Annotated in this window: 21 protein-coding genes; 7 read left to right on the forward strand and 14 right to left on the reverse strand. The window is 68.4% G+C overall.

All coding sequences use genetic code 11. The annotated features are described in order from the left end of the window. Positions 1 to 7 precede the first annotated feature (7 nt). From ftsX to BMW54_RS14945, 3 genes are all read right to left on the reverse strand, one after another. Positions 8 to 988 carry a permease-like cell division protein FtsX gene (gene ftsX, locus BMW54_RS14935; RefSeq protein WP_090057501.1) on the reverse strand — a complete coding sequence of 327 codons (981 nt, stop codon included), beginning with the start codon at positions 986 to 988 and terminating at the stop codon, positions 8 to 10. Further along, positions 985 to 1,662 carry a cell division ATP-binding protein FtsE gene (ftsE, locus tag BMW54_RS14940; RefSeq protein WP_090057503.1) on the reverse strand — a complete coding sequence of 226 codons (678 nt, stop codon included), beginning with the start codon at positions 1,660 to 1,662 and terminating at the stop codon, positions 985 to 987. Before ftsE ends, ftsX begins: the two co-directional genes overlap by 4 nt. Before the next feature lie 168 nt (positions 1,663 to 1,830). Beyond that, positions 1,831 to 3,573 carry a DEAD/DEAH box helicase gene (locus BMW54_RS14945; RefSeq protein WP_090057506.1) on the reverse strand — a complete coding sequence of 581 codons (1,743 nt, stop codon included), beginning with the start codon at positions 3,571 to 3,573 and terminating at the stop codon, positions 1,831 to 1,833. 427 nt (positions 3,574 to 4,000) lie between these two features. Between BMW54_RS14945 and trxA the strand changes: the two genes are divergently transcribed. The 3 genes from trxA to BMW54_RS14960 all read left to right on the forward strand — a co-directional run bounded on the left by trxA (position 4,001) and on the right by BMW54_RS14960 (position 7,941). Next, entirely contained in the window at positions 4,001 to 4,327 is a 327-nt protein-coding gene (trxA, locus tag BMW54_RS14950; protein WP_090057509.1) for a thioredoxin TrxA, read from the forward strand. Positions 4,328 to 4,483: 156 nt separating this feature from the next. Further along, a complete protein-coding gene (gene rho, locus BMW54_RS14955) occupies positions 4,484 to 6,259 on the forward strand; it encodes a transcription termination factor Rho (RefSeq protein ID WP_090057511.1) in 1,776 nt (591 codons plus the stop codon). Between the two features lie 311 nt (positions 6,260 to 6,570). Next, positions 6,571 to 7,941, forward strand: a complete 1,371-nt coding sequence (locus BMW54_RS14960; RefSeq protein WP_090057513.1) for a glutamate--cysteine ligase — start codon at positions 6,571 to 6,573, stop codon at positions 7,939 to 7,941. Between the two features lie 110 nt (positions 7,942 to 8,051). Here BMW54_RS14960 and BMW54_RS14965 read toward each other — a convergent pair whose 3' ends face one another. Next, on the reverse strand, positions 8,052 to 9,479 hold the full coding sequence (locus BMW54_RS14965) for an OmpP1/FadL family transporter (protein ID WP_090057516.1): 1,428 nt from the start codon (positions 9,477 to 9,479) through the stop codon (positions 8,052 to 8,054). 234 nt (positions 9,480 to 9,713) lie between these two features. Between BMW54_RS14965 and BMW54_RS14970 the strand changes: the two genes are divergently transcribed. After that, positions 9,714 to 10,016 carry a YcgL domain-containing protein gene (locus tag BMW54_RS14970; RefSeq protein WP_090057518.1) on the forward strand — a complete coding sequence of 101 codons (303 nt, stop codon included), beginning with the start codon at positions 9,714 to 9,716 and terminating at the stop codon, positions 10,014 to 10,016. A 90-nt stretch (positions 10,017 to 10,106) separates the two neighbouring features. Beyond that, positions 10,107 to 13,535: an ankyrin repeat domain-containing protein gene (locus BMW54_RS14975; RefSeq protein WP_090057520.1), complete on the forward strand. Its 3,429-nt coding sequence runs from the start codon at positions 10,107 to 10,109 to the stop codon at positions 13,533 to 13,535. A 1-nt stretch (position 13,536) separates the two neighbouring features. Here the strand turns inward: BMW54_RS14975 and BMW54_RS14980 are convergent, their stop codons facing one another. The 3 genes from BMW54_RS14980 to ugpC all read right to left on the reverse strand — a co-directional run bounded on the left by BMW54_RS14980 (position 13,537) and on the right by ugpC (position 17,603). Beyond that, entirely contained in the window at positions 13,537 to 15,345 is a 1,809-nt protein-coding gene (locus BMW54_RS14980; protein ID WP_090057523.1) for a monovalent cation:proton antiporter-2 (CPA2) family protein, read from the reverse strand. A gap of 76 nt (positions 15,346 to 15,421) precedes the next feature. Continuing rightward, positions 15,422 to 16,411 (reverse strand): porphobilinogen synthase, encoded by a 990-nt coding sequence (gene hemB, locus BMW54_RS14985; protein ID WP_090057525.1) that lies wholly within the window; start codon positions 16,409 to 16,411, stop codon positions 15,422 to 15,424. Positions 16,412 to 16,511: 100 nt separating this feature from the next. Further along, the gene (gene ugpC, locus BMW54_RS14990; RefSeq protein WP_090057528.1) at positions 16,512 to 17,603 is read right to left on the reverse strand and encodes an ABC transporter ATP-binding protein; all 1,092 of its coding nucleotides are present in this window, start codon (positions 17,601 to 17,603) and stop codon (positions 16,512 to 16,514) included. Between the two features lie 219 nt (positions 17,604 to 17,822). Between ugpC and glk the strand changes: the two genes are divergently transcribed. Continuing rightward, positions 17,823 to 18,863: a glucokinase gene (gene glk / locus BMW54_RS14995; RefSeq protein ID WP_090057530.1), complete on the forward strand. Its 1,041-nt coding sequence runs from the start codon at positions 17,823 to 17,825 to the stop codon at positions 18,861 to 18,863. A 70-nt stretch (positions 18,864 to 18,933) separates the two neighbouring features. On the opposite strand, the gene BMW54_RS15000 is transcribed toward glk, so the two are convergent. After that, positions 18,934 to 19,443: a hypothetical protein gene (locus BMW54_RS15000; protein WP_090057533.1), complete on the reverse strand. Its 510-nt coding sequence runs from the start codon at positions 19,441 to 19,443 to the stop codon at positions 18,934 to 18,936. A gap of 92 nt (positions 19,444 to 19,535) precedes the next feature. Here BMW54_RS15000 and BMW54_RS15005 point away from each other — a divergent pair, with 92 nt between their 5' ends. Beyond that, positions 19,536 to 19,724, forward strand: a complete 189-nt coding sequence (locus BMW54_RS15005) for a hypothetical protein (RefSeq protein ID WP_090057535.1) — start codon at positions 19,536 to 19,538, stop codon at positions 19,722 to 19,724. 47 nt (positions 19,725 to 19,771) lie between these two features. Here the strand turns inward: BMW54_RS15005 and BMW54_RS18620 are convergent, their stop codons facing one another. The 6 genes from BMW54_RS18620 to secB form a co-directional block, all read right to left on the reverse strand. Beyond that, a complete protein-coding gene (locus tag BMW54_RS18620; protein WP_139206120.1) occupies positions 19,772 to 20,311 on the reverse strand; it encodes a hypothetical protein in 540 nt (179 codons plus the stop codon). Between the two features lie 291 nt (positions 20,312 to 20,602). Beyond that, a complete protein-coding gene (locus BMW54_RS15015) occupies positions 20,603 to 20,887 on the reverse strand; it encodes an addiction module antidote protein (RefSeq protein ID WP_090057539.1) in 285 nt (94 codons plus the stop codon). Continuing rightward, positions 20,884 to 21,186, reverse strand: a complete 303-nt coding sequence (locus BMW54_RS15020; protein ID WP_090057542.1) for a type II toxin-antitoxin system RelE/ParE family toxin — start codon at positions 21,184 to 21,186, stop codon at positions 20,884 to 20,886. The genes BMW54_RS15015 and BMW54_RS15020 overlap by 4 nt, the downstream gene beginning before the upstream one ends. 99 nt (positions 21,187 to 21,285) lie before the next feature. Then, positions 21,286 to 24,297, reverse strand: coding sequence for a DEAD/DEAH box helicase (locus BMW54_RS15025; protein ID WP_090057545.1), 3,012 nt, complete (start codon positions 24,295 to 24,297; stop codon positions 21,286 to 21,288). A 126-nt stretch (positions 24,298 to 24,423) separates the two neighbouring features. Next, positions 24,424 to 25,458 carry an NAD(P)H-dependent glycerol-3-phosphate dehydrogenase gene (locus BMW54_RS15030; protein WP_090057547.1) on the reverse strand — a complete coding sequence of 345 codons (1,035 nt, stop codon included), beginning with the start codon at positions 25,456 to 25,458 and terminating at the stop codon, positions 24,424 to 24,426. Between the two features lie 4 nt (positions 25,459 to 25,462). After that, complete coding sequence (gene secB, locus BMW54_RS15035) at positions 25,463 to 25,954, reverse strand: protein-export chaperone SecB (protein ID WP_090057550.1); 492 nt, start codon at positions 25,952 to 25,954, stop codon at positions 25,463 to 25,465. Positions 25,955 to 26,109: the final 155 nt, after the last annotated feature.

Raw genomic sequence — 26,109 nt, forward strand, 5'->3', positions numbered from 1 at the left:
TTCCCTCTCAGCCCGCCGCGGCGCGGCGGATCTGCCTCGCACTGACGAGACGTGCGCCGAGCCACCCCAGCACGGCAGACGCGAAGGGTACCGAAAGCAGCAGCCACGCGGGGAGTGCGCCGAAGCTCACGCTGCCGTCGTACGCGGCGGCGAGCCGCCCGACCGGTCCGGCCATCGCCAGTTCGAGCACGACGGCCAGGGCGACGGCGAGCACGCCGGCGAGGAAACCGAGCCAGATGCCGGCATACAGGTAAGGCCTGCGCACGAACGGACGGCTCGCGCCGATGAGCAGCAGCACGCCGATCTCGGCGCTGCGGCTCTGGATGTCCACGCGGATGGTGTTGCCGACGACCAGCAACGCGGCCACGCCCAGCAGCAACGCGAGCAATCCGACGGCGCGGCCACCGACGCCGACGAGGGCGTCGAGGCGCTGCCGCCACGCGCCGGTCTCCTGGACCATGTCGACGCCTGGCGTCGCCTTCATCGCCTCGACCAGCCGGTTGACGTCGTCCGCCGATAACCCGGCCTTCGGCTGCACCGAGAGCACGTACGGCAAGGGGTTGGCGTCGAGCGACTGCAACGCGCCGGAGAAACCCTGCACTTCCGCCAGTTCGTCGAGGCCATCCTTCGGCGTCCGCACGACGATGTCGGCGACCTCGGGGCGTCCGCGCAGGGCGGAGGCCGCCGTCTCGGCGACGCCCGCGTTCTGCCCGGGCTTCAGGAAGGCGCTGATCGACTGGTTGCGGCCGAGGGCGTCGCCCATGCGCTGGACGTTGTCGAGCAGCAGGTAGAACGTCAGCGGAAGGGCGAGCGCCACGCCCATCACCGCAATGGTGAGCAGCGTGCCGAGCGGTCGCGCGCCGAGGCGGCGCAGGCTGATCGACATGCTCCACGCGTGGTGTTCGCGCCACGCGCCGACCTTGCGCGGCCCGCTGCGGCGGGTCGCTTCGGCCTCGGGCGTCTTGCGTGCGTCGCGGGCGGCGTTCATACGACCTCCGTCGCGGGCACGTCGGCGACGAGCTTGCCGTGGTCGAGGACGACCACGCGTTTCTTCATGCGCTTGATCAGCATGAGGTCGTGGCTGGCGACCAGCACCGCGGTGCCCACGGCCTGGAATTCGGCGAAGAGCGACATGATTTCCATGGCCAGCTGGGGGTCGAGGTTGCCCGTGGGCTCGTCGGCGATGAGCACGGCCGGCTTGGCGACGATGGCGCGCGCGATGCCCACGCGCTGCTGCTCGCCCGTGGACAGGGCCTCGGGCAGCTGCTTCTCGTAACTGAGCAGGCCGACCTTCTCGAGGGCGGCGCGGACGCGACGGCCACGATCGGCCGGCGACACGCCACCGATGATCAGCGGCAGTTCGACGTTGGCGAAGACGGTACGGTCCAGCAGCAGGCGGTGGTCCTGGAAGACCATCCCGAGCTTGCGGCGGATCTTCGGGATGTCGCCGGGGCGGACCGTGTTGAGCTTCTGGCCGTCGAGGGTGACGACGCCGTTGGTGGGCCGCTCGATCATGGCCAGCAGCTTCAGCAGGGTGCTCTTGCCCGCGCCGGAATGACCGGTGACGAATGCCATCTCGCCCGCACCGACCTGGAACGACACATCGGTAAGGGCCTGGTGGCCGCCCTCGTATCGTTTGCTCACCAGATCGAAACCGATCACCGCATCACCCGTTGGCTGTTAAGCCTCAGAGGATAAGGGATTGCCGCGAGGTTTTGAGGCCCTGCCGCGCTGCGCGCGGATCGCCGATGCGATCGGCTCCCACCCTCCGGTTGCCAGCCTGCGTAACCCGGCTGGCGAGAGGCGGGAGCCGATCACCGGCGACCGGTGTTACCGGCCGCCGAAGAGGCGGCCGATGCGACGGAGCAGGCCGACCTTTTCCGGCGCCTTCGGCGCGGTCGGCGCCGGGGTGGCGGCCGGACGCGCGGCCGTCACCTGGCGGGACGGACGGCGGTTCGGGTTGGCGGGGCCGTCGGCCTTGCGCGGCGCGGACGGCTGGCTCTCGCCCGCCGTGGCGACGGTGCCGGCGGTGTTTTCGGCGCCTTCGCGCGCACCGCGGCCACGGCCGCCCCGACGACGGCGACGCTTCTTCGTCGCGGACGCGTCCGCCATCGCTTCCGCGGCGGCCGGCAGGCCGGCGACGGTTTCGGCGACGACGACCGTCTTCACCGGCACCTCGGTCGGCGACGGAGCGGCGGCGCCCTCTTCGCGCGGCGGACGCGGGCGGCGCTCGCGCGTGCCCGAACGTTCGCCGGAACGCGGACCGCGACCGTCACGGCCACCACGGCCGCCGCGACCACCCTTCTCCGGCGGCGCGCCGCGGGTCGGGATGTGGCCGTCGTTGTCGTTCGGATCGTCCACTTCGTCCTGCACGCCGTCGGCGCGCGGGCGCGGCGCCGGCATGACGAGCATGCGGGCCTCGATCGACGCGGTGGGGATCTTCTGGTTGATGTAGGTCTCGATGTCCGGCAGGCCCATCGCGTAGAGATCGCACGCGAAGCTGATCGCGTCGCCCTCCGCGCCGAGGCGCGCCGTGCGGCCGATGCGGTGGACGTAGTCCTCGGCATCCTGCGGCAGGTCGTAGTTGAAGACATGGCTGACGGCCGGGATGTGCAGGCCGCGCGCCGCGACGTCGGTCGCCACGAGCAGGTCGATCTGGCCGGCCTGGAAGCGCTGCAGGAGCTTCTGGCGCTTCACCTGCGGCACGTCGCCCGAGATGGCGCCGACACGGAAGTTGTGGCGCTTCAGGCGATCGGTGATGCGCTCGGCGGCCGCCTTCGTGTTGACGAAGATGATGCTGCGCTCCGCCTTCGTTTCCTCCAGCAGGTTGAACAGCAGCGGCATCTTCTCTTCCTTGGACGGGAAGTAGACGATCTGGCGCACGCGGTCGGCGGTGACGTTCTCGGTTTCGACCACCAGCTTCTCGGCCTCGTGCATGTGCTCGTAGGCGAGCTCGAGCACGCGGTGGCTGAGCGTGGCCGAGAACAGCAGGACCTGGCGCTTCTCGCGCGCGGGAAGGCGGCGGAAGATGAAGCGGACGTCCTTGATGAAGCCGAGGTCGAACATGCGGTCGGCTTCGTCGATGACCATGACCTCGACGCTGCCGAAGCCGAAGACGTCCTGCTTGTAGTAGTCGAGCAGGCGGCCGGGCGTGGCGATGATGATGTCGCAGCCGTCGCGCAGCTGCTGGCGCTGCTTGTCGTAGTCGACGCCGCCGTAGATCAGCGCGCTGCGCAGACCGGTGGCCTTGCCGATGGTCTGGAAGTCCTTCTCGATCTGGATGGCGAGTTCGCGCGTCGGGGCGATGACCAGCGCGCGCGGGTCGGAATCCTTGCGGTCCGGGTGGGCCGGATTCTTCAGCAGCCGGTCGACGAGCGCGACGAGGAAGGCGAACGTCTTGCCGGTGCCGGTCTGGGCCTGGCCGGCGACGTCGCGGCCGGTCAGGGCGATCGGGAGGGTGAGGGCCTGGATCGGCGTGCAGCGGGTGATGCCGGCGGCGGCGAGACCCTGCTGGAGCAGCGGATGCAGGTCGAGGTTTTCGTAGAAGACGTCGGTGAGTACGGTTTCGGACATGGAATGGAAGGCCTGGAAGCTCGCGCCGCGCGTGCGCGGCGCCGTCCCGGCGGCAAAGCGTGCACCACGGGACGGGGATGGTCCGGCCGGCGTCACGGGAGAGTCGGGAAGGGCCGGTTGCCAGTCCGGCGGCCTGTCGACGCGCCCGGCGCGCGAAGGCCGGAGGCGGGTGGCGGCCGCCTGGAGGGTTCCCGCTGGCATAGGTGAACCGGCTGCGTGAACCGGTTTACCTATGTCAACGGAAACCATCCGTCGGCGACCTTGAATCGCTTGAATCGCGCCCCTAGTTCGGGTGGAATGAGGGCCACCGGCCGCAATGGCCAAGACCTTCGGTTCCGGTTGGACCCGCGACATGGGGCTCCTAAGTGTAGCCGATGCCAGCGTCACGGTCGTCAACCCCCTTCCCGCCCCTCTATTGGAGACCACGGTGAGCGACAAGATCACCCATACGAGCGATGCCGCCTTCTCGAAGGACGTCCTCGAATCCGACACCCCCGTCCTGCTCGATTTCTGGGCCGAATGGTGCGGCCCCTGCAAGTCGATCGCTCCCGCGCTCGAGCAGCTCGCCGGCGAGTACGAAGGCAAGGTCAAGATCGTCAAGATCAACATCGACGAGAACCAGCAGACGCCGCGCCAGTACGGCATCCGCGGCATCCCGACGCTGATGGTGTTCAAGGACGGCAAGGTCGCCGGTACCCAGGTCGGCGCCGTCAACAAGGGCGTCCTCGCCCAGTTCATCGACAAGTCCATCTGACGTAACACCCCGCTCCACCTTTCGCCGCCGCGTGAGGCGCTTTACGACGCGCCTCACGCGATGCTAGGCTCTAGGAGTTCGCCGGGACACCGCTTGTCCCCCCTGTCGCGAACCCTCTCACTTCTTTCTTCCAACGGCGCCCCGTGAGGTTTGCCCGTGTCCGATATCGAAACCAAAGACTCCATCGACGCCAAGGGCGCCGGCGACCAGCCTGCGACCGAGCCGCGTCCGCGTACCCGCCGCAAGGCGGCCGCCCCCGAGGCGCCCGCGGTCGAGACGAGCGCTCCGGCGCCGGCTCCCGCCAAGGCCGTGCCCGCACCGGCTCCGGCGCCCGCCCCGCAGGCGGAGCTGCAGCTCGGCAACGCGCCGGCCGAGCCGCGTCCGGCGCCGCCGCAGGGCGAGTCCCGTGACGGCGGCTCGTCGCAGCCCCAGGGCAATGGGCAGCCGCAGGGCCAGCAGGCCCGCGGCGACAACCCGAATCAGCACCAGAACAATCGCAACGACCGCAATGAGCGCGAAGGCCGCGGTCGCCGCCGTCGCAACGAGCGCAACCAGCAGCGCCAGGGTGGCGGCGGTGGCAACGGCAACGGCAACTACCAGAATCCGCGCAACAACAACGGCTATCCGGTCGACGACGACGAGAACGCCGACGCCGGCAGCAACGATCGCCTGATCAACCTGACGGAACTGAAGCGCAAGAACGCGATCCAGCTGCTCGAGTTCGCCGAATCGCTCGGCGTGCGCGAGGGCGTCGCGCGCCAGCGCAAGCAGGACGTCGTCTTCAACATCCTCAAGGCCCACGCCCGCTCGGGCGGCGGCATCTGGGCGGAAGGCGTGCTCGAGATCCTGCAGGACGGCTTCGGCTTCCTGCGCTCGGCCGACGAGTCCTACCTGGCCGGCCCGGACGACATCTACGTCTCGCCCAGCCAGATCCGCCGCTTCAACCTGCGCACCGGCGACTACATCACCGGACGCGTCCGCCATCCGAAGGAAGGCGAGCGCTACTTCGCGATGCTCAAGGTCGACGACATCAACGGCGATCCGCCGGAGGCGTCGAAGAACAAGCTGCTGTTCGAGAACCTCACCCCGCTGTTCCCGCGCAAGGCCTTCAAGCTCGAGCGCGGCAACGGTTCGACCGAGGACATCACGGGCCGCATCCTCGACCTGGTCGCCCCGATCGGTCGCGGCCAGCGCGGCCTCATCGTCTCCCAGCCGAAGTCCGGTAAGACGATGATGCTGCAGAACGTCGCGCAGGCCATCCAGTACAACCATCCCGACGTCCACCTGATCATGCTGCTGATCGACGAGCGTCCGGAGGAAGTCACCGAAATCGCCCGCACGGTCCGTGCCGAAGTGATCAGCTCCACCTTCGACGAGCCGGCCGTCCGCCACGTGCAGGTCGCCGAGATGGTGATCGAGCGCGCCAAGCGCCTGGTCGAGCACAAGAAGGACGTCGTGATCCTGCTCGACTCCATCACCCGCCTGGCCCGCGCCTACAACACGGTGGTGCCGAGCTCCGGCAAGGTGCTCACCGGCGGTGTCGACGCCAACGCCCTGCAGCGTCCGAAGCGCTTCTTCGGCGCGGCGCGCAACGTCGAGGAAGGCGGCAGCCTGACCATCATCGCCACGGCGCTGACCGACACCGGCTCGAAGATGGACGAGGTGATCTACGAGGAGTTCAAGGGCACGGGCAACATGGAAGTGCACCTGTCCCGCCGCATCTCCGAGAAGCGCGTCTACCCGGCGATCGACATCAACCGCTCGGGCACCCGCCGCGAAGACCTCCTGATCGATCCGGACCTGCTCGCCAAGATCTGGATCCTGCGCAAGCTCCTCCACCCGATGGACGAACTGGCCGCCATGGAGTTCATGCTCGACAAGATGAAGAACACGAAGTCGAACGACGAGTTCTTCAATTCGATGAAGCGCTAGGCCTCGCGCCTGCCGGATCGTCGGACATGACGAAAGGCCGCCTCGATGGGGCGGCCTTTTATTTTTCGGAGCGGCGGGCCGGGGGATGGGAAGTGGGGGCGACATAGCCGGCGGGCGCACGAGGCGATGCACAACTCCGCGCTGGCGACGCCGCAGCCGAACGCTTCACGTACCCTCGAGCGCACGCCGGGATCGCGCCCCCGATTTCCTGCTCCCCGCTCCGCTTTTGTTACCCTCCCCCGACCTTTTGCTCGCCCCATCGCGCCCCCATGTGGGCGGCACCGGTCAGCCGATCAGCCAAGGAAAGTGACGTGTCCATACCCAGCGCCGCCAAGAGCACGCCCATCGGCGACCGCAACGATCTGGTCGAATACCTCGCCAAGGGTGAGAAGCCGCAGGCGGAGTGGCGCATCGGCACCGAGCACGAGAAGTTCGGGTTCTATACCGACGACCTGACGCCGCCGCCGTTCGAAGGCGAGCGGCCGGGCATCCGCGCGATCCTCGAAGGCCTGGCGGAGCGGTACCACTGGAACATCGCGCGCGAGGGCGAAACGCCGGTCGCGCTGACCAAGGGCAAGGCGAACATCACGCTCGAACCGGCAGGCCAGCTGGAGTTGTCCGGCGCCCCGCTGAAGACGATCCACGAGACCTGCGACGAGGTCACCAACCACCTGAAGGAAGTGCGCTCGGTCGCCGAGGAATTCGGCATCGGTTTCCTCGGCATGGGCTTCCAGCCGAAGTGGCGGCGCGACCAGATGCCGTGGATGCCTAAGGGTCGCTACAAGATCATGCGGGAGTACATGCCCAAGGTGGGTTCGCTCGGGCTCGACATGATGACGCGCACGTGCACCGTGCAGGTCAACCTCGATTTCGCGAGCGAGGCCGACATGGTGAAGAAGTTCCGCGTCGCCCTCGCGCTACAGCCGATCGCCACCGCCCTGTTCGCCAATTCACCCTTCACCGAAGGCAAGCCGAACGGCTACAAGTCGTTCCGGTCGCACGTGTGGACCGACACCGACGCCGACCGTACCGGCATGCTCGACTTCGTCTTCGAGGATGGCTTCGGCTACGAACGCTACGTCGATTACATCCTCGATGTGCCGATGTACTTCAGCTACCGGGACGGCAAGTACGTCGACCTTTCCGGCCAGGACTTCAAGAAGTTCATGCGCGGCGAGCTCGCGGCGTTGCCCGGGGTGAAGGCGGACATGAAGGACTGGGCCGACCATCTCACGACGGCCTTCCCCGAAGTGCGCCTGAAGCAGTACCTCGAGATGCGCGGCGCGGACACCAGCACGTGGGGCTCGCTCTGCGCGCTGCCCGCGTACTGGGTCGGCCTGCTGTACGACGACGTGGCGCTCGACGCCGCGTGGGACCTCGTCAAGGACTTCAGCAAGGCGGAGCGCCATGCGCTTCGTGACGGCGTGCCGAAGCATGCGCTCGACCTTCCCTTCCGCGGCCACCACGTGCGCGAGCTCGCGCTGGAGTCGCTGAAGATCGCGGATCATGGCCTGAAGCGTCGCAACCAGCGCGGCAATCGCGGCATCGACGAGTCGATCTACCTCGAACCGCTGCTCGAGATCGCGCTTTCGGGCAAGACGCAGGCGGATGTGAAGCTCGAGAAGTTCCACGGCGAGTGGAACGGTAGCGTGGACCCGGTGTTCCGCGAATACGCGTACTGAGCGCGGGGATCCGGCGGAGACGAGCGCAACGCGTATCGCGCCCAGGTGCGCTCCAACCAAAAAAACCTCCCCGTCGCCGGGGAGGTTTTTTTTCGCCAGGTATCGTTCGGTCAGAACGCGTACTTGGCCGAGACGCTGAGCAGGTTGCCCTTGTCGTCGTTCTCGCCGACGATGCGGTCGTTCGTGCCGCTGTTCACGCCGCCGATGTGCGCCTTGTTCACGAAGATGTGGGCGTAGCCGGCGTTGAGCTCGAAGCGCTCCGTGGCCTTGTAGCCGACACCGAAGGCCAGCCACTTGCGGGTGGAGTCCGGCACGCGCGGCGAACGGGTGTCGTCGTAGGTCGGGGTGCTGTCGACGGCGATACCGCCACGCAGCGTCAGCTTGTCGCTGAGGTAGTACTCACCACCGGCCGACACGAACCAGCTGTTGCGCCAGCCGTACTTCTCGCTGGTCGGCGGCTGGTTCGGGTTGGAGTAGTTCACCGTCAGGTTCTCGAACGCATCCCACTTCGTCCACGACAGGTCGAAGCCGAGGCCGAACTTCTCGTCCTGGTGCCAGAAGCTGGCAGTGGCGATCGCCGGCGTGGTGAAGCCCGCGCGGCCGTCGGTGTGGGTGAACGGCGGCTGGCCGCGGCCCAGCAGGGCGGCGACGGTCGGGTTCGACAGCACGGCCGTCACGTTGGTCGGCATGGTGAAGTTACCCGTGCCTTCCAGGTTGTGCTTGATCTTGCTGCGGTAGCTGAGCGCGAGACGATCGTTCGGGGTCAGCTTCCACAGACCACCGACCTGCCAGCCGTAGGCCCAGTCGTCACCCTTGATCTTGGCGTAACCGTCGCTGCCGGGCGGAACGACCGCCGCGTACTGGGCGGCGAGGGCGCGAGCGACGGCCGGCGACAGCTGGCCGGCGGCGGCGGCACGCTGGATCAGGCCCAGGCCGACGGTGTTGTAGTTGATGGCGCTGGTCAGCTCGGCGCTGGTCTTCTGCGCGATGGCGCTGACACCGAAGGTGAAGGTGTCGGTGACGTCAAACGAGGCGGACAGCGTGGCGTCGAACGACTTGAAGTCGGACTTGATGCCGTTGTAGCGGCCCTTCCAGTCGGAGTCGTACTCGGTCTTGAAGCCGAACGGCGCGGTCAGGCCGAGACCGAAGTGCCAGCGATCGGCGACCTGCGTGGCGAAGTACAGCGCCGGAACCGGGATCGTGGTGCCGGCGTCGCCGCCGTTGCCACCGCTGATCGGACGGCCCTGCGCGTCGGTCGCGGTGCCGTGGAACTTGGTGCTGAAGTTGATGCCCGTCACGTCGGCCTGGAACACGTTGCCCTTCAGGAGGGTCATGGCGGCCGGGTTGTTGACGATGGCCGAGGCGTCGTCGCCAGCGGCGGCGGAGCCCGCGAACGCGCGGCCGAGGGCCTTGGCGCTGTTTTCCTTGAGCTGGAACGCGCTGGCGTGGGCGGCCTGCGGAGCGACCAGCGCGCCGGCGATGGCCAGCGAAAGGGCGGCGGCGGCCAGCGGACGGGTCGAAAGGTTCAGCTTCTGCATGCGGACGGGCTCCTGCTTCCTGTTTTGCTCTGGGGCGACTGGATCACGCGAAAAAACGCAAAAATTTCTTGTTTTCATACGCGCGTTTAACAATCTGGCAGCGAACTCTGGCGGACTTGACGCTGTTTTTGCAAGTGCGGATGCAACAAAGATGAAACGACCGGGAAGTCCGTCACGCATTTCCCTGCGCCTTTTGCTACCTTGTCCCATTGGCCCCCAGCGAGACCTGCCGTCATGCACTGCTTCGTCTACGCCAGCCAGCGAAAGCCCGACTCCTATCTGTGGCTTGCCGAACGTGACGGCTTCCAGGCCGTTCCCGAGCCCCTCGCCCTGCTTTTGGGCGAGCTGCGCTTCGTGCTCGAGGTCGAACTGACGCCCCAGCGCAAGCTGCCGAACGAGGACAGCGAACGCGTGATGGCGAATCTCGCGGCGCAGGGCTGGCACTTGCAGAGTCCGCCGAACGAGACGCTCAGCGTGTGCAACCAGCCGAACCACAATCGTGAGATCGATCCCGACCTGGTCCTGGTAAGGAACTGACCCGGCCGAAAACGCACGGAATCGCGGCGTGCAGCGCGAGTTAACGCGACGTTACCGCGTAGGCCTGACGTGCTCCGTATACTCGCGCGCATGGCCAATCCCAAACGTCGTCGACCATCGCTGATCAAGGCACTGCCCTGGTTCCTCCCGGCCCTCGCCGCCGTCGCGTGCGCGGGTCTCACCGCATCGCCGCTTGCCCTCATTCCGTTGCTGCTCGCGAACGCCCTGGCCATGGGCGCGGTGTGCCACGCGATCGGTTTCGATCCGGAGCCGAGCTACGTGCGTACGGTGCTGCGCCGCGGGTCGGCGCATCTGGTGATGTTCACCGCGTACGCCTTCGTGGTCTTCGTGCTCGTCGCCTGGCCGCTGCTGAAGCTGACGCAAGCGCCGAGCCTCGGCGCGGCGCTGCTGCTGGCCGCGACCCTGGTCGTGGCGTTCGCGGCACTATGGCGCGTCTGGCCCGCGTTCGGCCTGGTGTTCCTCTGGGACGACGCTTATCCGGAGGAAAGCGGCGACGGATCGTGGATCTTCACCGCGATCGCCCGCTCGATCTCGTTCGGCCGCCATCTCTCGGCGGAAGAGCGCTTCTTCTCCCATTTCCTTCCCGCGGCGCTCGGCCTGCTCGTGCTCGCGTTCTGCGCGGTCGCGCTGTCCGGTCTGTACGGCGTGCTTCCGGCCGAACTGCGCATCGCCGCGCTGGGCCTCTATGCGCTCGTGCTCCTGCCGCTCGGCTGCATGGTCATCGCCAACCGCACGCTCCGCGCCCTGCTCAGCGATCGTCGCGGGCACGTCCGGACCGGGCGCGCCGAGCCGCGCCGCGAGCCCGCGATGGCGCCCGTGGAGCCGCCGCGTGCACCCATCCCCGTGCTGAGCACCGAGGAGGCCCAGCCGGGCGTGCGCGATCGCGCCCTTCGTGCCGCGTTGCGCGAAGGCGACATCGCGCGCGCCGTCGCGCTGGTCGAGGCCGGCGCGGCACCCGATGGCGATGCCGAGCCCGGCGAGCGCGACCAGCGCCCCGTCCTCACCCTCGCCGCGCTGTCGCCGGACACGCGCCTGCTGCGCGCGCTGATCGCGAAGGGCGCTCGCGTGGACCGCGTCCACGGCGGCATGACCGCCCTGCTCGCGGCGTGCCGCGACAGCTGGCACGGCCGACCGGAAGCCGTGCTCACGTTGCTCACCAATGGCGCCAATGCCGCCGCGACCGACGCCCATGGCAACACGGCGCTGCACGGCGCGGTGCTCAGCGCCGAGCCGACCGTCGCGGCGATGCTGCTCGACGCCGGCGCGCCGGTGGACGCCGTCAACTCGGCGGGCGACACGCCGCTCGTCATCGCCTGCCGCGCCGCGAACTGGACGCTCGCCCGCTTCCTGCTCGAACACGGCGCGAAGCCGGCGCCGGTGGGTGGCGAACCGGCGCTCGTCGCGGCGGCCGGCATTCCCGACGACGACAGCGAGGGCGTGAAGGTCCTGCTGCGTTACAAGGCGCCGGTCAACGCGACCGACGCGCACGGCCGAACGGCGCTGATCGCCGCCGCGGCGGAAGGACACGAACAGATCGCGCGCGCGTTGCTCCAGGCGCACGCCAATCCCAACCTCGCCGACCGCCACGGCACGACCGCATTGATGGAAGCGGCTCGCGCGGGCGCGCAAGGCATCGTGCAGGCGCTGGCCGATGCCCACGCCGACGCATCTCCCCGCGACGGCCACGGACGCGACGCCCTGACGCTCGCCTGCCAGTCGCCGCGCGCGCAGGCCGCCACGGTGCGCGCGCTGCTCACGCTCGGCGCCCAGCCTAAGGAAGCCGGTGCCGACGGACGCAGCGCCCTCGATCATGCGGCCGCCGCGGGACGCTGGGACTTCGTCGCGCTGCTCGATCCCGACACGCCGCTGCCCACCTCGCTGAGCGAATCCGTGGTGCCTGAAGCGGGCGCCGACTCCCCGGCGCATCTTTACGACGCGCTGCGCTTCGGCCACTGGGCGGTCGCGTCGACGTTCGCCACGAAGGTTCGCGAATGGCCCGCCGAACAGCTTGCCGCGCTCTATGTCGAGCTGGCCGGCACCGGCCTGCACATGGCGCGCGCGTGGCTGCTCGATCATGGTCTTTCCGCCGATGCGCGCCTGGCGCCTCCCGCCGAAGACGAAGGCGTCCTCGGCCGGCGCCTCTTCGACGCGCTGCTGCCGCAACTGCCGCAATCGGCCGAAGCGCTCCTGCAGCTGATGCAAGCCGGCGCGTCGCCGGCGGGCGCCGGGCTGCTGGGTCAGGCCGTCTGCCGCCTCGACGGTGTCGACGAGCGCCTGACGCTGGCGATGCTCGACGCCGGCGCGGACCCCTTCGGCGCCGACGCGCGCGGTCGCACGCCCATGCACATGGCGGCCGCGACCGGTCGCGTCGCGTTGCTCGACGCGTTGCTGGCCTGCGGCATGGATCCGAACGTCCGCGACCTCGGCGGCCGCACGCCGCTGCACGCGGCGCTGGAACATGGCGGCGACAACCTGCCGCTCGTCCGCGCGCTCGTCTCCCACGGTGCCGACCCCGAAGCCGCGGACGTCAATGGCGAGACGCCATACGGCCTCGGTATCGGCCACGGCGACGTGGAGCGCTGGCTCAGCTGGGCCACGTGGCCGCTGCCGCGTCGCGCGCTGCGTGCCGCCGACCTCCCCGCGGCGGCCGCCGCGGGCGACATGGCGGCCGTGGATCGCCTCCTCGAACTGGGTTTCGATGTCGACACCCGCGACGCGCAGGGTGCGACGGCCCTGCTCCGCGCCGCCGGCGCGGGCCAGCGCGAAGTGGCCGAGCACCTGCTCGCGGCCGGCGCCGATCCGTCGGCGGCCGCGGCCTCCGGGGTCACGCCGCTCGCGGCCGCCGTCAACGCACGCCGGGAATCGGTGGTCGAACTGCTGCTCTCGCGAGGCGTCGCCGCCGACCAGCGACTGCCCGGCAACGCCACCGCGCTCATGATCGCCGCCACGCTCGGCTATCCCGAGATCGCCGAGATGCTGCTCGCCGCCGGCGCCGATGCGGCGGCGGAGGATGCGCACGGGCATACGTCGTTGCATGCCGCCGCGCAGTACTGCTTCGGCAGCAGCGACAGCCTGCGCGCACGCCGCCTGCTGGACACCGTGATCCGCAAGGGCGCCGATGTGAACAAGGCCGACAAGGACGGCGTCACGCCGTTGCTGATCCTGCTTGGCGCGCACATGCGCCCGGGCAGCCACGCGGACGCGACCCATCTCGGCGCACTGGTGCCCGTGCTGCTCGATGCCGGCGCCGCCATGGAACACGCCGACCATCGCGGCGTCAGCGCGCTGCACGCGTGCGCGATGCACGCTTTGCTGCCGCCGGCCCGCGTGCTCCTCCAGCGCGGCGCGAACCGCAACGCGGCGGATGCGTTCGGCCGCACGGCCGGCGACGTCGCGCGGCACCTCGGCTACGTCGACATCGCGCACGAACTCGGCACGCGCGTCGGCGCGATCCCGAGCGTGAGGCAGACCCTCAGGCAGCCGGCCCAGCCGGACTGATCTATTTCTCGCCGTCGCGGACGCGCTCTTCCACGGCGTCCGCCTCGAAGAGCTGCTGCAGGTCGTGCAGCGCTTCCTTGCTCGTCTGCACGAGCGCGGTCTCGTCGTCGTAGACGAGGTATTGCGCGCGCAGCACCTGATCGTCGTGCTTGCGGAAACGCTCGATGCGGCTCGCGGCGACGTCCGCCGGCATGTCCAGCGATTCGAGCACGTGCCGCGTCATCTCCAGGCTGGAGTAAAACGTTTCGCGTACGGGGTCCTCGACGCCGATGTCCATCAGGCGGAACGCATGCTGACGATTGCGTGCGCGGGCGACGATCTTCAGGTGCGGATACTGGCGACGCACCAGGCGGGCGGTGCGCAGGTTCGCCTCCGGATCGTCGGTGGCGATGACGAAGACTTCGGCCTTGTCCGCCTGCGCCGCGCGCAGCATCTCGGGCCGGCCGGGGTCGCCGAAGAACAATGACGTACCGCCGAAGCGACGCGACGTCTCGACCTGTTCGACCGAGCTCTCCAGCGCCACGAACTGGATGCCCTGAGCGCGCAGCACGCGGGCGACGATCTGCCCCATGCGGCCGAAGCCCGCGATGATGACGCGCGGCGTATCGGCCTCGATCGCGTCGAATTCGCGGTCCGGCTTGCGCACCCGGTCGTGCACCAGGCGCGACGCTAGCAGCACGAGCAGCGGCGTCAGCGCCATCGACAGCGAGATGGCCATCACCATCAGGCCGCGCTGGCTGCCGTTGATCAGCTGGTTCTGCTGCGCGAGGTTGAGCAGCACGAAGGCGAATTCGCCGCCGCATGCGAGCACCGCGGCGAGCCTCACCGAATCGCCCATGGTCAACGCGCCGACCACCCGGCCCAGGGGCAGGATCAGCACGGCCTTCACCGCGAGCAGGAGCGCCACCATGCCGAGCACGAGCAGCGGCTTCGCCACCAGCATGCCGAGATCGACGGACATGCCCACGCTGACGAAGAACAGGCCGAGCAGAAGGCCCTTGAAGGGTTCGATATTGGATTCGAGCTCGTGGCGATATTCCGAATCCGCCAGCAGCAGACCGGCGAGGAACGCGCCGAGCGTCGTGGAGATGCCGGCCAGCTCCATCAGCCACGCCGTGCCCATCACCACGAGCAGCGCGGTCGCGGTGAAGACTTCCGTGCTCTTGGCACGCGCGACGAATCGGAAGACGTGGCGCAGCAGCAGCCGGCCACCGACGATCACCGCGAAGATGGTGCCGACGACGCGGAGGACGCTGAACAGATCGGGGGCATGCGCGTCGCGCGCGATGGCGCCCCCGAGAAGGGGCACGGCGGCGATCAGGGGAATGGCCGCGAGGTCCTGGAACAGCAGGATCGCGAAGGCCTGGCGTCCATAGACGGTGCCCGCCTCCTTGCGCTCGGCGAGGATCTGCAGACCGAACGCCGTCGAGGACAACGCCAGGCTGCCGCCGACGATGACGGCCGCCTTCCACGTGAGGCCGAACAGGAAGTAGCCGATGGCGCCCAACGCCAGCGCGCAGGTCAGCACCTGGAGACTGCCGCTGCCGAATACCGCGCGCCGCATCACCCACAGGCGTGACGGCGAGAGTTCGAGGCCGATGACGAACAGCATCAGCACGACACCGAAATCGGAGATCGTCGCGACGCCCTCGGTATCGCTCACCAGGCCGAGCACTGACGGGCCGATGACCACGCCCGCGAGCAGGTAGCCGAGGACGGCGCCGAGGCGGAAGCGCTTGGTCAGCGGAACCGCGATGACGGTCGCCAGAAGAAAGACGACTGCCGTCTCCAGAAAATGATGCCCATCCATCCTGCGACTCCCACCAATGTCGTCCGCGATTATGTCACGCGTGCACGGATGGGATTTGCAGAATCCGGGACTTGCGTCAGCCCTTCAGCCAGCGCGCGACGTCGATCGCGAAATAGGTGAGGATCGCATCGGCACCGGCGCGCTTCATCGCGAGCAGCGATTCCATCACCACGGCCTTCTCGTCGACCCATCCGTTCTGCGCCGCCGCCTTGATCATCGCGTACTCGCCGCTGACCTGGTAGACGAACGTCGGCGCACCGAAGGTGTCCTTCACGCGGCGGACGATGTCGAGGTACGGCAGGCCCGGCTTCACCATGACGACGTCGGCGCCTTCCTGGAGGTCGAGCTCGACCTCGCGCAGGGCCTCGTCGCTGTTGCCGACGTCCATCTGATAGGTGTGCTTGTTGCCCTTGCCCAGGTTGGCCGAGGATCCGACGGCATCACGGAACGGGCCGTAGAAGCTCGAGGCGTACTTCGCCGAGTACGCCAGGATGCGCGTGTGGATGTAGCCGGCGTCTTCGAGCGCCTCGCGGATGGCGCCGATGCGGCCGTCCATCATGTCGGACGGCGCGATGAAGTCCATGCCGGCCTCGGCCTGCGCGAGCGACATCCGGATGAGCGCCTCGACCGTCGGCTCGTTCATCACGTAGCCACCGGCGTCGATGAGACCGTCCTGCCCATGCGTCGTGTACGGATCGAGCGCCACGTCGCCGATGAGGCCGAGCTCCGGAAAGCGCGCCTTCAGCTCGCGCGTGGCGCGCTGGAACAGCGCATCCGGATTCCAGGCCTCGGCGGCGTCCTCGGACTTGGCCGACGCGTCCACGGACGGGAACAGCGCGAGCGCGGGGATGCCGAGCGCGACGCATTCCTCGCCGAGCTTCACGAGTTCGTCGATCGACAGGCGATCCACGCCCGGCATCGACGGCACCGGCTGGCGGACGCCCTGGCCCTCGACCACGAAGGCCACCATGATGAGGTCGCTGGCGGTGAGCACGTTCTCGCGCATCAGCGCGCGGGAGAAGGCGTCGCGACGCATGCGGCGCATACGGACGGCGGGAAAGGTCATGGGACGAACCTGTTCGTTGGCGATCCGCCCATTTTACGCCTCCTCGCCCTCCTGCCGGGGGGCAAAGCGTCGCAGGGGCGGCGACCGTGGTTCCCGGCGCTCAGCCGATGCGGGCGGTGGTTTCCGGATCGAAGAAATGCAGGCGTTCGGGCAGGAAGCCGAGCGCGACATCGGTACCCGGCTGCACCGTGGAGTGCGGCGGAACGCGCGCGACCAGCTCGTCGTCGCCCTGGCGCATGTTCAGGAACACCTCGTTGCCCACGGGCTCGACGACTTCCACGTGCGCGCGCAGGCGCTCCGCGACGCCCTCGTGATCGCCCACGGTGAGGAGGTCCTCGGGACGGATGCCGACGATGACCGGCTTGTCCACGTAGGCCGCGAGCGCGGCGACATCCGAACCGAGCGCGATCGCCCCATCACGCGTTTCCAGCACGAGTCCGTCGGCGCGGCGCAGCGTGCCGTGGAACAGGTTCATCGCCGGACTGCCAAGGAAGCCGGCCACGAAGAGGTTCGCCGGCTTGTTGTAGAGGTTCATCGGCGTATCGAGCTGCTGGATCACGCCACCGTTGAGCACCACGATGCGCTGACCGAGCGTCATCGCCTCGATCTGGTCGTGCGTGACGTAGACCATCGTCGCGCCAAGGCGTCGATGAATACGCGCGATCTCGACGCGCGTGGACAGACGCAGCTTCGCGTCGAGGTTCGACAACGGCTCGTCGAGCAGGAACACGGCGGGATCGCGCACGAGCGCGCGACCGAGCGCCACGCGCTGGCGCTGCCCGCCGGAGAGCGCGGCCGGTCGATGGTCGAGGCGTTCGTCGAGGCCGAGCATCCCGGACGCGCCGTCGACACGACGGTCGATCTCCTCCTTCGCCACGCCACGGAGGCGCAGGCCGAAGCCAAGGTTCTCGCGCACGGTCATGTGCGGATACAGCGCGTAGTTCTGGAAGACCATCGCGATGTCGCGGTCCTTCGGCGCGACGTCGTTCACCACGCGGTCGCCGATGGTCATCGTGCCCCCGCTGATCGACTCCAGGCCGGCGATCATGCGCAGCAGGGTCGTCTTGCCGCAGCCCGACGGGCCGACGAGTACGAGGAGTTCGCCGTCGGCGATCTCGAAGCTGGCCTCCTTCAGCGCCACGTGACCGTTCGGGTAGACCTTGCGTACTTTGTCGAGGCGAACCGCTGCCATCACTTTCTCCGGTGGGCGCCGCGGGCGACAGGTCGAGCCTGCCAATGGTCCGGGCAATGGAGTATTCTGCCGACGTAATCGTTTACGTCAAAGTGCCGGCAGGGAAGGCCGTTCAAGGAGAACCACGCTGGTAGCTAAGCGCGGGGACAGCCTTCACTAGACGCCAGCCCCCATGCGAGGCACCCTTGCGTGCTTCCGTGACACGACAGGTTCTCCAACATGGCCAACGTTAGCGCTCCGGCGCCGACCCTGCTCGCCGACCTCGGCGGCACCAATGTGCGCTTCGGCATCGCGCATCCGGAAGAAGATCAACCGCTTATCGAATCGAGCATACGGAAGTACCACGTCAAGGACTACGCCTCCATGGCGGACGCCGCGAAGCAGTACTTCAAGGAAACGGGCCACGAGGCGACCCGCGCGATCATCGCCGCCGCCGGCCGTATCGACAACGGTGAGACCGTCAAGGTCACGAACAATCCGTGGGCCATCTCGGCGCATACGCTGGCGGGCGAACTCGGCCTCGAGTGGGTCCACCTCGTCAACGACTTCGCCGCGCAGTCGATGGCCGTGATGCTGATGAGCCCGGACAAGGCCCTGCGCGACGGCCATCGCGAGCTCGAGCGGATCGGCGAGCCGGCCGTTCCCGTGATCGGCGCCAAGGACGAGCAGACGTTCGTCGTCGTGGGTCCGGGCACGGGCCTGGGCGTCGGCGGCCTGCTGATCCGCGGCGACAAGGTCAGCGTGCTGCAGACCGAAGGCGGCCATGCCGGCTTCGCGGCACACAGCGCCGAGGACATCGAGATCCTCAAGGTGCTGAACCTCCGCTACGGCCGCGTCTCCAACGAGCGCCTGATCAGTGGCCAGGGCCTGGTGAACCTCTACACCGCGATCTGCGAGATCGCCGGCCAGAAGCCCGATGAGACGATCACGCCGGAAGATGTCACCAAGCGTGCGACGGAAGGCACCTGCCCGATGTGCGCGCGGGCCGTGCAAGCCCTCGCCGGCATCTTCGGCAGCGTGGCGGGCGATCTGGTCCTCACGCTCGGCGCATGGGACGGCGTGTATCTCACCGGCGGCATGACACCGATCCTGCTCCCGTGGATCCAGAAGCATTTCCGCGAGCGTTTCGAAGCCAAGGGCCGCTTCCGCGACACGATGGAAAAGGTGCCGACGCAGGCGATCATGAATCCCGAGCCGGGCCTCATCGGCGGCGCAGCGCTCGCCATCGTCGAAGCCGGCGGCACGCCGCTGCATCGCTGATCCCTCGCTTCGTGCTGAAACGAAACGCCCGGCTCGTGCCGGGCGTTTCGTTTTGCCAGCTTCCTCGACGTCAGTCTGGACTGAACGAGACGCTCCGAAGGCATCCGGGTGCGCCGTCCGCGAAGCTGAACACCACGCTTCCGCGATCAACGTTCGCTGACCAGACCACTCGCTTCGACGCGTCGGGCATGTCCGGCCTCGGCGTATCCCGAAGTTCGAGCCCTGGGTAGTGAGTCAGGACTTCACCTCGGGAGACGCAACGCCCGCCGATGTCGATGACCGCCACCGCCAGCCGTCCATCCCTGCGCTGTCGCAACTCGGAACGCGTGACGGTGGTCGAGGGCGAAAAGGGACCAGCACCGCGTTCGGATCGATCGTCGTCGCTCGATGACAGGGAGCTTCCGGGCCAAACGCCGCGCAGCGCTTCCTCGCCCTCCGCCAGCCGGCTCGCGATGTCGTTCACCCGCTGCCAGAAAACGGGATCCTGATCGCCAGCGTCGCCGGATGCGGGAAGGCTGTGGTTGGCGTCGTACGGCGTGAACAAGGCCAGCAGAAAGGCGCCAGCCACTCTTGCGATCATCGATGACTCCTTAATGTCCAGCTTGCGTGGCGAAACATCGGCGCTGCTTGTCGCCTTCGCATTTGAGAACCATCCGCAATCTGCCGAAGCCCATGCTTGAGTTCGGCCTGATTCGCGCGTGGGCGAGGCTAGAACTCCGACGCTACGTTTCCCGCGGAACGACGGAGGCGATTCTGATCCTGGCGATCATGGACCCCGAGCCAGGCCTCATCGGCGGCGCAGGGCTCGCCATCGTCGAAGCCAGCGGCACGCGGCTGCATACGCTTCGTGCGCTGATATGAAACGCCCGGCTCCTGCCAGGCGTTTTGTTGGTGCCTCCCTAGAGGGATCAGGCCGGCGGCGACGCACCCGGCACCAGCGTCACCCGCCCGACGCACTTCGGATTGACGTAGGAGAATCCGAAGGCGATCTCCCCGTCGGGCCCGAAGATCGACCACGTACCATATGCGTCCGGCGAACCGTTGTGTGGCGAGCCGGTCACGATCGCCGAAGGGTAACGTGCGCGGACGGTGTCGAGGCTGATGCACGGGGCGGAGAGCTGCATGTTCGCAACGACGACGTGCGACGGATCTGTTCGTCTCACCCTGATCTCGGAGGCCAGCACGTCGATGCCCGGCACGAGCGGCGCGCCACCGCCGACATAGCTGACGGTATTGCTGCGCATTTCCCGTGCGGGCGCCCGGATCGGCCAATGCTCCTGCAAGGCTTCCGCCCCATCAGCGGCATCGTGGGCCAGCGCCTCGATGCGCTGAAAAAACGGCTCGTTGTCGAACGCCGTCTCCGAAGACCCTGCCGCTCCCTGGCCGAACGCGCACAAAGGCAGACAGAAGGCGCCGATAGCGACGCACGAGATGCGATTCTTTCGCACGTGTTTCTCCTGGTCAGAACGATACGCGGCGGCCGCTTGAGCACCGCGTGCCGATCATTCCTGTCGAGCACGCCTACGTCTTGAGAATGAGATATGACCTAGCGCACCCGTCGCAAAAGTGCGATGGAGATCACAGTTGCTGGTTCTTTTGACGCCGAGCGCGAGACGCTGCCCGACGAGCGCCCGCGCGACGAATCTCCGAGGTTTCTCACCCGTGGGCGCGAATGACGCGACGCGCGGCGATACCGTCGCACGCGAACGGCCGGTTGGCGCGGTCAGGTGCTTGCGAGATCAGGCCGCGTGCAGGTGCACGCCGAGCGCGCGCATCACGCGCATGACGGTGGCAAACTCGGGGTTGCCGTCCGTCGCCAGCGCCCTGTAGAGGCCTTCGCGCGAGATGCCGCTGGCGCGTGCGACGTGCGTCATGCCGCGCGCGCGCGCGATGTCGCCAAGCGCGGCGCGTACGAGGCTGCCATCGCCTGGGTCGTCGGCGAGACAGGCGTTGAGGTAGCGCGTCTGGTCGGCCTCGGTCCGGAGGTGGTCGGCGGCATCCCAGCGTGTGAATCGTTCTTTCATGCACCGTGGTCCCATGCTGCGGCGATGGCGATCGCCCGTTCGATGTCGGCGCGCTGACTGCTCTTGTCGCCGCCTGTCAGAAGGATGACCAGCGCCGACGCGCGCACGATGTAGTAGAGGCGATATCCGGGACCGCAGGCGATGCGCATCTCGCGGACACCCGATCCGACGTGCTTGACGTCGCCCGGATGACCCAACGACATACGACGCAACCTCGCCTGTATGCGCGCAGTCGCGTCCGCATCGCGAAGCCGCGAAAACCAGCGCCGGAATGTCTCGCTCTGGACGATCTCATACATGGATCGACTGTAACCCATAAGTTACGCTCGTGACCTATGGATTACAAGCCTCGCGCCGTGGTCCGACGCAATCGCCGGCGCATTCCCCGGCGATGCGGCCTACGTCGAGGGAGCGAGCAGTGCGTCGAGGTCGCTTTCGTCGAAGCTGAGGCGCTCGCGACTGCCACCGCCTTCGAGGACCGCGTCGGCGAGTTCCGCCTTGCGAGCCTTCAGCTCTTCGATGCGCTCTTCCACCGTTCCCGCCGTGATGAGGCGATAGACGAAGACGGGCTTGTCCTGGCCGATGCGATGCGCGCGATCGCTCGCCTGCGCTTCGGCCGCCGGGTTCCACCACGGGTCGTAGTGGATGACGGTGTCGGCGCTGGTGAGGTTGAGTCCGACGCCGCCGGCCTTGAGCGACAGCAGGAAGAGCGGCACCTCGCCATCCTGGAAGCGCTGCACGGGCTCGGCGCGATCGCGTGTCTCGCCGGTGAGCGTCACGTACGCGATGCGACGGCGATCGAGTTCGTGCGCGATGAGCTTGAGCATCTCGGTGAACTGGCTGAAGAGCAACACGCGGCGCCCTTCGGCGAGCAGCGCGGGCAGCATGTCCATCAGCAGCTCGAACTTCGCGGATTCGCGGACGCCACGCGCGGCTTCGAGCTTCACGAGGCGCGGATCGCAGCAGACCTGGCGAAGCTTCAGCAGCGCGTCGAGCACCACGATGCCGCTGTGCGCGATTCCGCGCTGCGCGATCACCTCGCGCAGCTCTTCCGCCAGCGACAGACGCAGGCTTTCGTACAGATCGCGCTGCTTCGGCTCCATGACGACGCGACGCGTGATTTCCGTCTTCGCCGGCAGTTCCGATGCCACCTGCGCCTTCGTGCGGCGCAGGATGAAGGGCGCGATGCGGCGATTGAGCCGGTCCTGGCAGTCGATGTCCTGGTGCTTCTCGATCGGCACGCGATAGTGACGACGGAACGCTCCCTCGTCGCCGAGCAGTCCCGGCACCGCGAGGTCGATCTGCGACCACAACTCGCCCAGGTGGTTTTCCAGCGGCGTGCCGGTGAGGCACAGGCAACGCTGCACCTTCAGCGCGAGCAGCGCGCGGCGCGCCTGCGTGCGCGGGTTCTTCACCTGTTGCGCCTCGTCGAGGACGACGAGCGAGAAAGCGTGCTTCTTCAGTGTCTCGACGTCGCGCGGAAGAAGCGCGTACGTGGTCAGGATCACGTCGTGTTCGGCGATGCGCGCGAACGTCTCGGCGCGTTGCGGGCCATGCAGCGCCAGCAACGTGAGTTCCGGCGCGAAGCGCGCGACCTCGGAAATCCAGTTCGGCACGAGGCTCGTCGGCACCACGACCAGCGCTGGCGACGACAGGTTGCCGCTCTCCTTCAGCGCGACCAGGTGCGTGATGAGCTGCAGGGTCTTGCCCAGGCCCATGTCGTCGGCGAGCACACCGCCGGTGCCCGCTTCGGCGAGCGCGTTCATCCAGCGCAGGCCATCGCGCTGGTAACCGCGCAGCTCGGCACGGATGCCGGCCGGCACGGCGTCGCTCGCGCGCTCGGCCGCCTCGCGCAGGCGGCGCGTGAAGCCGCGCAGTCGCTCCGGCGCTTCGAACGACCCGCCGCTCGGCAGGGCCTGCACGAGTTCCTCCAGACGCCCCGCCTGCACGCGCGGAAGGTGAAGCTGCTGGCGAGGCTTCTCGAGGTATTCGGCCAGCGGCGCGAGGAGGCCGCGCAATTCCTTCAGCCGCACCGGCACGCGGCGACGATCGTCGACCGGGGCATACCAGACGGAGTCTTCCGCCTCGCCCGGGAGCGGGCTCAGGCTGAGCTGATGCTCGGCCAGGGCCTGCGCCACGGCCGGCAGCAGGTTGACCCGCTTGCCTTCGACTTCGATGCCGATCTCGAGATCGAACGCGCGATCGGCATCGTCCTCGTCGGCCTGTCCGTACCAGCGCACCGGGCCTTCGAGGACTTCGAACGGGAAGCTGCGGTCGTACTCGAGCAGGAAACCGTCCGCTTCGAGCCGCGGACGCAGGGCGAGCCATCGCGCCGGCGTGTTCACTTCCAGCGCGCCGGCATAGCCCTTGCCCGGAAAGAGCCAGGCGTCCTCCGGCAGCGTGTCCGCCATGTCCCAGGGCAGACCCTCGGTGTCGACGGCAGGATTCAGCCCGGCGGACTCGAGGCTTTCCATGGTCGCGAGTTCTTCGGCCCGGCGACGGCAGATCTCGAGGAGCGTTCCGTTGCGCACGCGGCGCACCAGTGGCTCGCCGCCACGTCCGGGCAGGCGCTCGCCGGCGTAATCGAAAGCGAGCCGGCCGTATGCGAGCGGCGGCGTTCCGGCGGCGAGGCGGGCGTGGCGCGTCAGCGCATGCAGTACGAGCACGGGCCGTGGCGAGACTTCCGCGCGGCGCATCGCGCCGAACACCTGCGGTTCCGGAAGACGATTGCCGAAGCGCGTGCCGTCGCGGCCGGCGATGAACGCAGCGGTGCTCTCCGGCGGCAGTGCCGGGAGGTCGAGCCACGCGCTCTCGGACGGGTCGCCTTCGAGCGGGCCGACCTCGGCGTGTTCGGCATCGAGGTACCAGAGCGAACCCACGCGGAACAGACGCTGGCTCGCAGGCACGTCGGGTAGCAGCTTCTGGCTGCCGTCCTTCTCGAGGCTCCAGCGCCAACGCAACGCGTGCGGCTTGCCGCGCGAGAGCTGCAGGCCGGCGACGCCGCCGAAGAAGCACGGTGCGTTGTCGAGCACTTCGGCCAGCAGCTGGTCGCCGAGCGTACCGGTGAAGCGGGCGTAGCTCCGGCTCTTGCGCAACGTCTGGGGCAGTCCGAGCAGCGTCGCGGCAAGCCGCTTCTCGGTCACCGTGAGCGCGGATTCGGGCAGGTGGCGACTGTCGAGCGGCAAGGGGCGCGAATAGCGGCCATCGGCGCTGACGGAAAGCAGCACGGGCGCGACGTCCAGCCGGGCGGCCGGCTCGTGGTCGTCGTTGACGGCCTCGACGAAAAAGCCGAGCACGGTGCGGTCGGTCGGCGCCGCCGGGGCCGCGCCGTCGAGCGCGCGCCGCCACGCCTGCGGCAGTGAACCGGCCGGCTCGTCTCCCCTGCTGCGCTTGTCGTCCGGTTGATGCATCCGTACCGATCCTGCCCGCGCGATCAAAACAGGAAGCTTAGCAAACGCAGGATGAGGAACCCGTAGGACTTTTTACCCAGTGGACCGGCCCGGTTCAGCGAGCCGGGCGTCGGTCTTGCCCGCGTCTCAGCGCCGGTTGGCGAACAGGTCGACCGGGTACTCGGCCTTCTGCTCACGGCCCATCAGGCTGCGCAGGCCCTCGGCGGGCGTGACTTCACCATGCAGCACGGCACGCACCGCGGCCGAGATCGGTAGGTCGAGCCCGTGGAAGCCGGCGAGCCGGGCCACCTCGTCGGCCGTGACGACACTCTCGACCACCTGGCCGATCTGGCGCACGGCCTCGTCGAGCGGAATGCCCTTGCCCAGGGCGAGCCCGAGCCGGCGGTTGCGCGACAGGTCGCCCGTGCACGTGAGCACGAGGTCGCCCAGGCCCGCCAGTCCCATCAGGGTCTCGGCCCGCGCGCCCAGCGCCACGCCGAGCCGCAGCATTTCGTTCATGCCACGGGTGATGAGGCCCGCGCGCGCATTGAGCCCAAGCTCCATGCCGTCGGCCACGCCCGTCGCCACCGCGAGCACGTTCTTCATCGCGCCACCGAGCTCGGCGCCGAGGATGTCGTTGCCCGTGTAGGCACGGAAGTTCGGCGCGTGCAGCAGCACGGCGAGCTTCTTGCCGAAGGCTTCGTCGGTCGCGTGCACCGTGACCGCGCTGGGCAGACCCGCCGTGACTTCGCGCGCGAACGAGGGTCCGGTGACGACCGCCGCGGGGCGTCCGGGCAGCTTCTCGTTGACGAGCTCGTGCAGGAAACGGCCGGTGCCGGTCTCGAAGCCCTTGGTCGCCCAGGAGATCTTCGCTCCGGCCTCGAGCAGCGGCACGATCTGGTCGAGCATCGCCGCGAAGGCGTGGCTCGGCACCACCATGAGGACGATGTCCGCCCCGCGCAGCACCGCCGCGAGATCGGACTCGTAGGCGAGCTCGGGCGGGAGGTCGAGATCGGGCAGGTAACGCAGGTTGCGGCGCGCCGCGGCCATGGCCGCGAGCGCATCCGCGTCGCGCCCCCACAGTCGCGTGGGGACGTCGTTGCGCGCCAGCAGCGCGGCCAGCGCGGTACCCCAGGACCCGGCGCCGAGAACGGCGACGGTGGGTCGGGAAGCGGCGCTCATCGCGTCAGCTGTTGAGGGTATGGGCACCCACGCCTTCGACCTGCTGGCGCTGCTGCTCGGCGTAGAGGGCGTCGAAGTTGATCGGCTGCAGCAGGAACGGCGGGAAACCACCCTCCTGGATCATCGCCGAGACCATCTGGCGGCCGTACGGGAACAGCAGGTTCGGGCAGTAGGAGCCGAGGATGCCGTCGCGGTCTTCGTCGCTGAAGCCGGCGATGCCGAAGATGCCGGCCTGGTGCACTTCGGCCAGGTACGCCGTGCGCTCGCCCAGGTTGCAGGTGAGGGTCAGGCTGAGGACGACTTCGAACAGATCGTTGCCCAGGTCCGTCGCCTTGTGGCCCAGGTTGAGCTGGACCTGCGGCTGCGCCTCGGTCTCGCCCATTTCCTGGAACACCTGCGGGGCGTTCGGGGCTTCGAAGGAGGCGTCCTTCACGTAGATCTTCTGCAGCACGAGCTGCGGCTGGCCGGCCTGGCCGTTGGCGGTGATTTCTGCCATTGCGTTGTCCTCGGGAAGGCGTCGTCTGGAGTGGGCGTGTGCCGGGGGCACGAAAGCCGGGATTGTTTCATACAACACGGCGCGGCGCACAGTCCGGCTTGCGCGGGCACGTGGGATTCTGAGAGAATGCCCGGCTTCCCTATGCCAACCCGATG

This window comes from Luteibacter sp. 329MFSha (assembly GCF_900111665.1).
Lineage (GTDB): Bacteria > Pseudomonadota > Gammaproteobacteria > Xanthomonadales > Rhodanobacteraceae > Luteibacter.

Excerpts from the sequence above, each read along its gene's own strand:
- ftsX (WP_090057501.1), bottom strand. The coding sequence starts at position 988 with ATGAACGCCGCCCGCGACGCACGCAAGACGCCCGAGGCCGAAGCGACC.
- BMW54_RS14945 (WP_090057506.1), bottom strand. The coding sequence starts at position 3,573 with ATGTCCGAAACCGTACTCACCGACGTCTTCTACGAAAACCTCGACCTG.
- BMW54_RS14965 (WP_090057516.1), bottom strand. The coding sequence starts at position 9,479 with ATGCAGAAGCTGAACCTTTCGACCCGTCCGCTGGCCGCCGCCGCCCTT.
- BMW54_RS14970 (WP_090057518.1), top strand. The coding sequence starts at position 9,714 with ATGCACTGCTTCGTCTACGCCAGCCAGCGAAAGCCCGACTCCTATCTG.
- BMW54_RS14975 (WP_090057520.1), top strand. The coding sequence starts at position 10,107 with ATGGCCAATCCCAAACGTCGTCGACCATCGCTGATCAAGGCACTGCCC.
- BMW54_RS14980 (WP_090057523.1), bottom strand. The coding sequence starts at position 15,345 with ATGGATGGGCATCATTTTCTGGAGACGGCAGTCGTCTTTCTTCTGGCG.
- hemB (WP_090057525.1), bottom strand. The coding sequence starts at position 16,411 with ATGACCTTTCCCGCCGTCCGTATGCGCCGCATGCGTCGCGACGCCTTC.
- ugpC (WP_090057528.1), bottom strand. The coding sequence starts at position 17,603 with ATGGCAGCGGTTCGCCTCGACAAAGTACGCAAGGTCTACCCGAACGGT.
- glk (WP_090057530.1), top strand. The coding sequence starts at position 17,823 with ATGGCCAACGTTAGCGCTCCGGCGCCGACCCTGCTCGCCGACCTCGGC.
- BMW54_RS15000 (WP_090057533.1), bottom strand. The coding sequence starts at position 19,443 with ATGATCGCAAGAGTGGCTGGCGCCTTTCTGCTGGCCTTGTTCACGCCG.
- BMW54_RS15005 (WP_090057535.1), top strand. The coding sequence starts at position 19,536 with ATGCTTGAGTTCGGCCTGATTCGCGCGTGGGCGAGGCTAGAACTCCGA.
- BMW54_RS15015 (WP_090057539.1), bottom strand. The coding sequence starts at position 20,887 with ATGAAAGAACGATTCACACGCTGGGATGCCGCCGACCACCTCCGGACC.
- BMW54_RS15020 (WP_090057542.1), bottom strand. The coding sequence starts at position 21,186 with ATGTATGAGATCGTCCAGAGCGAGACATTCCGGCGCTGGTTTTCGCGG.
- BMW54_RS15025 (WP_090057545.1), bottom strand. The coding sequence starts at position 24,297 with ATGCATCAACCGGACGACAAGCGCAGCAGGGGAGACGAGCCGGCCGGT.
- BMW54_RS15030 (WP_090057547.1), bottom strand. The coding sequence starts at position 25,458 with ATGAGCGCCGCTTCCCGACCCACCGTCGCCGTTCTCGGCGCCGGGTCC.
- secB (WP_090057550.1), bottom strand. The coding sequence starts at position 25,954 with ATGGCAGAAATCACCGCCAACGGCCAGGCCGGCCAGCCGCAGCTCGTG.